Origin of the sequence: Vitreimonas sp., from assembly GCF_036392335.1 — a bacterium.
GTDB lineage: Bacteria > Pseudomonadota > Alphaproteobacteria > Caulobacterales > Aquidulcibacteraceae > Vitreimonas.
The window spans coordinates 22,833-29,872 of sequence record NZ_DASVYD010000052.1; the positions used below are offsets into that span (position 1 = coordinate 22,833).

11 protein-coding genes are annotated in these 7,040 nt (G+C 65.2%); 2 read left to right on the forward strand and 9 right to left on the reverse strand.

Annotation, left to right across the window (positions count from 1 at the left end):
- Positions 1-113: 113 nt before the first annotated feature.
- From thrS to VF769_RS12190, 6 genes are all read right to left on the reverse strand, one after another.
- Positions 114-2,054 (reverse strand): threonine--tRNA ligase, encoded by a 1,941-nt coding sequence (gene thrS, locus VF769_RS12165; protein ID WP_331008681.1) that lies wholly within the window; start codon positions 2,052-2,054, stop codon positions 114-116.
- Positions 2,051-2,392: a membrane protein insertion efficiency factor YidD gene (gene yidD, locus VF769_RS12170; protein ID WP_331008682.1), complete on the reverse strand. Its 342-nt coding sequence runs from the start codon at positions 2,390-2,392 to the stop codon at positions 2,051-2,053. The genes thrS and yidD overlap by 4 nt, the downstream gene beginning before the upstream one ends.
- Before the next feature lie 188 nt (positions 2,393-2,580).
- Positions 2,581-2,874: a hypothetical protein gene (locus VF769_RS12175; RefSeq protein ID WP_331008683.1), complete on the reverse strand. Its 294-nt coding sequence runs from the start codon at positions 2,872-2,874 to the stop codon at positions 2,581-2,583.
- 97 nt (positions 2,875-2,971) lie between these two features.
- The gene (locus VF769_RS12180) at positions 2,972-3,454 is read right to left on the reverse strand and encodes a GNAT family N-acetyltransferase (protein WP_331008684.1); all 483 of its coding nucleotides are present in this window, start codon (positions 3,452-3,454) and stop codon (positions 2,972-2,974) included.
- Positions 3,454-3,780 (reverse strand): hypothetical protein, encoded by a 327-nt coding sequence (locus tag VF769_RS12185; RefSeq protein WP_331008685.1) that lies wholly within the window; start codon positions 3,778-3,780, stop codon positions 3,454-3,456. The genes VF769_RS12180 and VF769_RS12185 overlap by 1 nt, the downstream gene beginning before the upstream one ends.
- A 2-nt stretch (positions 3,781-3,782) precedes the next feature.
- Entirely contained in the window at positions 3,783-4,217 is a 435-nt protein-coding gene (locus tag VF769_RS12190) for an iron-sulfur cluster assembly scaffold protein (RefSeq protein WP_331008686.1), read from the reverse strand.
- Between the two features lie 55 nt (positions 4,218-4,272).
- Here VF769_RS12190 and VF769_RS12195 point away from each other — a divergent pair, with 55 nt between their 5' ends.
- Positions 4,273-4,767 (forward strand): hypothetical protein, encoded by a 495-nt coding sequence (locus VF769_RS12195; protein WP_331008687.1) that lies wholly within the window; start codon positions 4,273-4,275, stop codon positions 4,765-4,767.
- Between the two features lie 3 nt (positions 4,768-4,770).
- On the opposite strand, the gene VF769_RS12200 is transcribed toward VF769_RS12195, so the two are convergent.
- From VF769_RS12200 to VF769_RS12210, 3 genes are all read right to left on the reverse strand, one after another.
- Entirely contained in the window at positions 4,771-5,217 is a 447-nt protein-coding gene (locus tag VF769_RS12200; protein ID WP_331008688.1) for a hypothetical protein, read from the reverse strand.
- Between the two features lie 11 nt (positions 5,218-5,228).
- Positions 5,229-5,687, reverse strand: coding sequence for a hypothetical protein (locus tag VF769_RS12205; RefSeq protein ID WP_331008689.1), 459 nt, complete (start codon positions 5,685-5,687; stop codon positions 5,229-5,231).
- A 70-nt stretch (positions 5,688-5,757) separates the two neighbouring features.
- On the reverse strand, positions 5,758-6,270 hold the full coding sequence (locus tag VF769_RS12210; RefSeq protein ID WP_331008690.1) for a hypothetical protein: 513 nt from the start codon (positions 6,268-6,270) through the stop codon (positions 5,758-5,760).
- Between the two features lie 107 nt (positions 6,271-6,377).
- Between VF769_RS12210 and VF769_RS12215 the strand changes: the two genes are divergently transcribed.
- A complete protein-coding gene (locus VF769_RS12215; protein WP_331008691.1) occupies positions 6,378-7,028 on the forward strand; it encodes a hypothetical protein in 651 nt (216 codons plus the stop codon).
- The last annotated feature ends 12 nt before the right edge of the window (positions 7,029-7,040 follow it).

Here is a 7,040-nt window from a genome sequence, read left to right on the forward strand (position 1 = left end):
CCTTTGTCTCCGCCCCCGGAGCCAATACCGAGTCACATCCTGTAGCGCATATGGGGCGTCGTCTAGGGCCGCGTGTGTCCGACTTGGGACAACACGCGGATGTTACAGCTGATTTAGCCTCTAGCCCGCTTCAAATCCGGCGGCGTCGCCTCGTCGGCGAGTGCGGCCAGCGCTTCATCCAGGCCCAGCACGCTCTGGTCCTGGCTGCCGAAGCGACGCAACGCGAGCTTGCGCTCCTCCGCCTCCTTTTTGCCGACGACCGCGATCACCGGGATCTTCGCCAGCGAGTGCTCGCGGACTTTGTAGCCCACCTTCTCGTTGCGCAGATCAAGCTCCACCCGCAGCCCCGCCTGCTTCATCGCAGCCGCGACCTCTTGCGCGTAGCCGTCGGCCTCCGACGTGATGGTCGCGACCACGACCTGCGTCGGGGCCAGCCACAGCGGAAACGCGCCGGCGTAATTCTCGATCACCACGCCGATGAAGCGCTCGAACGAACCGAAGATCGCGCGGTGCAACATCACCGGCTTATGCTTGGCGCCATCCTCGCCGACATATTCGGCGCCGAGGCGCTCCGGCAGCACGTAGTCGTTCTGAATCGTGCCGCAGGTCCACATCCGGCCGATCGCATCCTTCAATTGGAAGTCCAGCTTCGGCGCATAGAAGGCGCCGTCGCCGTGCGCGATCACCGGTTCGACGCCCGCTTTCCGCGCCGCGTCGAGCAATTGCGCTTCCGTCTTGTCCCAGAACTCATCCGATCCCGCGCGCTTCTCCGGGCGCGTGCCGAGCGTGATGTGATCGCGCGTCAAGCCGAAATCGGCGTGGATCGACGACGCCAGCGTGATGAAGTCGGCCACCTCATCGACGATCTGATCCTCGCGGCAGAAGATGTGCGCATCGTCTTGCGTAAATGCGCGCACACGCATCAGGCCATGCAGCGAACCCGAAGGCTCGTAGCGATGGCACGCCCCCATCTCCGCCATCCGCAACGGCAGATCGCGATACGATTTCTGTCCGAAGCGGAAAATCTGGATGTGGCCAGGGCAATTCATCGGCTTCAGCGCCAATTCCTCGCCTTCGACCGTCTCGCACACGAACATGTTCGGGCGATAATTCTCCCAATGGCCTGACTTTTCCCAGAACACGCGGTCGAGCACTTGCGGCGTGCGCACTTCGACATAACCCGCCGCATCGAGTCGGCGGCGCAGATACGCTTCGATCGTGCGCCACAGCGTCAGGCCCTTTTCATGCCAGAACGTCATGCCGCGTCCCTCTTCCTGCATATGGAAGAGGTTCATCTGACGGCCGATCTTACGGTGATCGCGCTTCTCGGCTTCTTCAATGCGCTTCAGATAGTCTTCGAGCTGCTTCTCGTCAGCCCAGGCGGTGCCGTAGATGCGCTGCAGCTGCTGGTTCTTCTGATCGCCACGCCAATAGGCGCCGGCCAGCTTCATCAGCTTGAAGGCCTTGCCCAGACGCCCCGTCGACGGCAGGTGCGGCCCGCGACACAGATCGCCCCATTTGTCGCCATGCGAATAGATCGTGATCGGTTCACCCGGCTTGATCACTTCGTCGATCGTCTCGGCCTTGTAGATTTCGCCGATGGAGCGGAAGTGCGCGATCGCGGCCTCCTTGTCCCAGACCTTGCGAATGATCGGCAAATCCGCATCCACGATCTCGCGCATGCGCTTTTCGATCTTCTCGAAATCATCAGTCGAGAACGGTTCGTCGCGCGCGAAATCGTAATAGAAGCCATCCTCCGTCACCGGGCCGAAGGTCACTTGCGTGCCGGGGAAAAGCTCCTGCACCGCTTGCGCCAAAACGTGCGCCGCGTCGTGGCGCAACACTTCCAGACCATCCGCGCTATCGCGCGTGACGAGCTCGATTCTGCCGCCGGCTTCCAACGGCCGCGTCAAATCCCACCACGCGCCATCGATTTTGGCGGCGACGACCTTCTTCGCCAGCCCCTTGGAAATGCCCTCGGCCACCGCAAGCGGCGTTGCGCCATCCGCGTACTCACGCACGGCGCCATCAGGAAATTGCAGAGAAATGCTCATGTTTGTCTCTCATCTGGTGCTCCCCCGCTTGCGGGGGAGGATGGCGGCGCGCGATAGCCGCCCTTCCAATCACCAAGCCGCCACGGCGCGTACCACGCCGCTTGCGGCTTTTGTTCCGGCGCCGGATCCCAGCCGTGACCGCCCCAAGGGTGGCACCGGCAAAGCCGCGCCGTCGCCATCCAGCTTCCCGCCCACGCGCCATGCTTACGGATCGCGTCCGCGGCGTAGGACGAACAGGTCGGCAAATAGCGGCAATCGCGCCCGATCAGGGGCGAAAGCGTCCATTTATAGAGCTGGATCAGGCCCAGGAGGCCCCGCGCAGGAAGGCTCGGCGACATCACAAAACAGGTTTTCGGTTGATCTGACCGGGGCGCAACGCTGCCGCTGCGGCGCGCCCGATCCCGCGCCGCCGGCTTTAATAAGTAGTCGTCGTCGACGTGAGCCGTTGCATCTCGCTCTTATAGCATGCTTCGGGCCGCCCGCTCAACCAAGAGCCGGCGACGGTCCGCATACGATGCGGGAAAGCTTATTGCGCGTCTGCAGGCGCTTCGACGCGCTTGCATTGCGTCTGCGTGAACGCGCCCCAACACTCGACCAGCGGGCGGTCGCCCAGCGAGACGACATATTTCGAGGCCACATAATAATCCGAATAGACATTGCTGCCGGCGAACGCCGCGCCAATCGTTTCGAAACCTTCGGAGATGTTTTGCGGGTCGTTCAGCACTTGCTCGGCGGCGGCGCGCATCGTCGGCTCATCCGGCTTCGTGAAATAGCCCGCCACGCCCGCGATCACCAAAAGCAGCAAAACCAGCCTGAGCATAGAACTTCCCCTCTGCGCCCCACACGCGGCGGGGACGCTAGCGCCCACGCCTCCCAGGGCCAAGTGAATTATGGAGCGCAGGCGTCCCCGCCCGCCTTCAAAGCGCGCGATACATCACCAGCGCGTCGACGAAGCCCAAGCGCGGATGTTCGAACGCACCCGGCAGCCGCCCCACGATCTCGAACCCATGCGCAGCCCAGGTTTTGACCGCGCGTTCGTTGGTCGAAATCACGATGTTGAATTGCATCGCCCGGAACCCGCGCGCTTTCGCCCGCTCCAGCGAATGCACCAGCAACGCGCGCGCCACGCCTTGCCCACGCGCCGCCGGCGACGTCGCATAGCCAGCATTCGCCACATGCGCGCCCGGCCCCTGCTGGTTCGCGCGAAGATAGGAAACCCCGAGCACCACGCCGTCGCGCTCCGCCACGGCCACCTCATGCGCAGGCGCGCACCAATAGCCGAGCGCCGCCTCCCGGCCCATGTCGCGCGGCAGGGTCAACGTCTCACCCTCGCGAATGATCGGCTCCAGAATCGCCCAGATGGCGTCGGCGTCCGCAGCGGTCGCAGCCCGAATAAGCATTAGTCCGGCCGCGCGCCCATGCAGCGGCGAGTGCGCTCGGCATGAACAGTCTCCGTCGCCGAAATCCGCACGACGGAAATATCAAAGCACGAGGCGAACGCGTGTTGCGTCAGCGTGCACTCACTCATCGTCGCGCGGTGCACGCACTCAAAGCCCGCGGCGTTCAGATCGCTCACCAAATCCGCTGGCAGCGCACCCGCGTCATAGCGCGTCGCGACATACGCAGGCGCGTCAGCCATCAGCGCATCCACATCGAGCGGCGCACGCACCGGCGCACTGGCGCACGCGGCCAGCATCAGCAATGAGGCTAAAATCCCCCGCCGCATGCTCAGCTCGCCTTCGCGCGCGCGGCCTGATCCAACGCCTCCACCGCCGCGTCAAACGCCAACATCGTGCTCGCATGGCGCGGCGGATATTCGCGCACGCCTTCCAGATGCCGCAGCTCCCAGAAGCGCCCGGTCGGCGGCGCCGCGCCTTCTTTCAGCATCGCGCGCAAGCCGTCGCGTGCGTCGCGAATTTCCTGCGGGCTTGCCCCAATCGCGTGCATCGCCAACACGCCCGTCGCCGCTTGCCCCAGAGCGCACGCCTTCGGATGCACGGCGATGTCGCTCACCAAGCCATCCTTCAGCTTCAGTTCGACCGTCACCACCGAACCGCACACGCGGCTCACCTTGGTCGACGCCCCATCCGGCGCCTCTAACCGGCCGACATGGGGCATGTCGGCGGCCAGTTCCAAAATCCGGGGGTGATAGAGGTCTTCCATTCGCCTTTATGTGGCCTTCCTTGACGGCGATGCAAAGCCCACGGAGGCTGCCCCCATGCAACGACGCTCATTCCTGATCGCCGCCAGCGCGGCTGCGGCTTTTCCCGTGCTGGCGCAAGCCCAAACGCAGTCGGGCGTCACGCCGCCCCGCCCCGCTGGCCCGCCCCAGATCACGCCCGCCAACGATCTCGAGCGCGCGTTCGTGGCCGCGCTGCACGACGAAGCCGCCCGCCCTGAATTCCGCCGCTTGCTGCTCGACAGCCAAGTCGCGCTGGCGCTGCAATCCAATCTCGATGGCGCGCCCCCGCGCCTGCTCGCGCTGGGCGAAGGTCGCGAAGCTGGGTTCCTCTTCACGTCCGAAGCACGCTTGATCGACGTGATGGGTTCGGCCGCGCCGCACGCCGTGCTGACAGGACGGGAAGCGCTCACGCGCTTGCGCGACAAATACGTGGTGGTGAATTGGCGTCTCGCGCCGATGCTCACGCTCGAGCCGCCGGACGTCGCCAGCTATCTCAACACCGCGCCAACCGAGGCGCACCCGCACCCGTAGAGACTATCGGCCCGGCCCGCCCAGCAAACCATCGCTGCCGCAGCGGCGATCATAGAGCCCGCGCGTGCGCGCCAAGCGGCCGTCGCCGCCCTCATCGAAGAGATGCACTTGCCACGTGTGCGTGCAGCCGCTGGCGCTGATCGTACGCCGACACACCTGCTCCGGCGGATCGCCGCGCCCATTCTGCGGCCCAGCCGCGCAATTGAAATCCTGCCGCCGCAAATCGCCAGACACCGCGCTCAGGTCGAGGCCCGCGCGATAGCGGTTCGTGACATTGCTCTGGAACGCGCTCAGCGTCGCCGCCGGCGTCGCATTGCGCCAATCGCCAAGCTCCAGCGGCGAGGATGGAATGCTCGCCGGCCCCGACGGCGTCGACACCCCGCCGACCGAGCTCGTCTCGCAGGCGGCCAGCGCCAACGCCAAAATAGCGGCGATCGCAAAACGCTTCATCACATTCATCCCTATCGCGCGCCGAGGCACATTCTATCGAAGCCGGCGATCGGCTCGGCCCGGTTGCGCTCTAATACGACATACCAATCCACAGCGCACTGCTGCTCCATGATCTCGATACGACATTCCAGCCGCTCGCCATCCTGACACGCAAAGCCATTGGCTTCGAGGTCCGCCCTGACCGCCGCGCGCTCGCGGCCGGCAAAGCGCTCACGCACACGCGTTTGGAACGCCGGCGCATAGGTCGCCGGGTCCGCGCCGCGCCATTGGCCGAAATCCAACCCGCCCGCGCCAGCCCCTTGCGGCGGCGCTTGGCCAGCCCCCGCGACCTCGGTCGGCGGCGGCAACGCCGTGCCGCGCTCCACCGCGAAGGGAAATTCGCCGTCGGGTCCTTGATCGCGCGAGACCTCGCCGCCGCCGGTCGCACAAGCCCCCAGCGCCAGCAGCGCCGCAAATATCAGAACGCGCATGAATTTTCCTGTCCCGGCCTTGTCCCCAGCGCACCGGGCTTAGTCGGCCCACACGGCATCTTCAAGGCGCTTACGGCGCCGGGATTTCCTCGGCGGGCTCGGCCGCGTCATCCAGATAGGATTGCGCTTCGGTGCGTAGATTGAAGCCTTCGGTGAGAATGTTGTCGACGCGCCAACCTTGCGGCGTCTCCACCAAATCATAGAGCACCGCGCGCGGCTCATTGCCGTTCAACGTAAAGCGCGCCTCCACCAGCACATGCCCCTCCGCGGCCGGCACAGGTTCGGGCGAAACCTGCGGGCCGACTTCGAGTCCATCAAGGCTCGTGCAATCCTGGCAATTGGCGGCGATGTCGCCTTCGATGAAGGGCTCGTTGCGCGCCGCCGCCGCCGCTTGCGCGCGCGACACCAGGCTCGCCAAATCGTCCGTCATCGGGATCGCCTCGAGCGGCGTTGTCGTGCGCCCGATATGCTCCTCCACGGTGGCGTAAATATCGCGCACCAAGGCTTCGGCGCCGCTCGTATTCTGCGGGGGTGAACAGGCGACCACCGCAACAGCCAGAATGGCCAAGACGAAGCGTTTCATCAAAATCCCCAAGCGTGTTGGGGTCTTAGTAGCGGCTCGATCTCCGCGCGCCAAGCCGAGCAGCGATTCTATTCAACCGGTCAGGCGCCGAGGGCACACTCCCGCCCATGGACGACGCGCTCACACTCCCCCTTGCCGATATCTGGAGCCGCACCCGAACCATGTTCGCGCGGTTGCGTTCGCTGATCGGCGCCAAGCAATGGCTGAACGCGCTCGAAGCCTTGGCGCGCAAGCTCATCTTCCTGGAGGCCTTGGCGCTCGCGCCGGCCGAGCCCAAGCCGCCGCCGCTGCCGCTGCATGTGCGTCAAATGCAGAAGATCCAGTTTCAGATGCAGCGCACGCCTGCGCCCATCGCGCGCGTCAAGACCTACGCCTTTCGCCTCTGGCCGCACGCCAAGCCCCATCCCGCGCGCATCAGCTTGCTCGGTGCGCCGACCTCGCGCTTTGAAGCCGAAGAGCTTGAACGCCGCCGTCTGCAAATCGAGCGCCTCAAGCAAGGCCGCGCCAATCGTTTGCCCGAACCGCAGCGTCTCATCCGCCGCCTCCATGCGCTCGGTCACGTGTTCGAAAAGCCGTTGATCTACGCCAAGCGCCTGGCGCGCAAACTGGCCAAAGCCAGCAAGAGCTTCATCGCCAAAGTCGCGCTCAAGCGCCAACCGCGCTCGGTTTATGTCGACGGCCGCCTCCAAGGCGACGCCGGCAAGCTCTGCTGGCTCGGCGCCCGCGCGCTGTTCGCCGCGCGCGCCGATTCAAGCTGAAGCGCCATCATC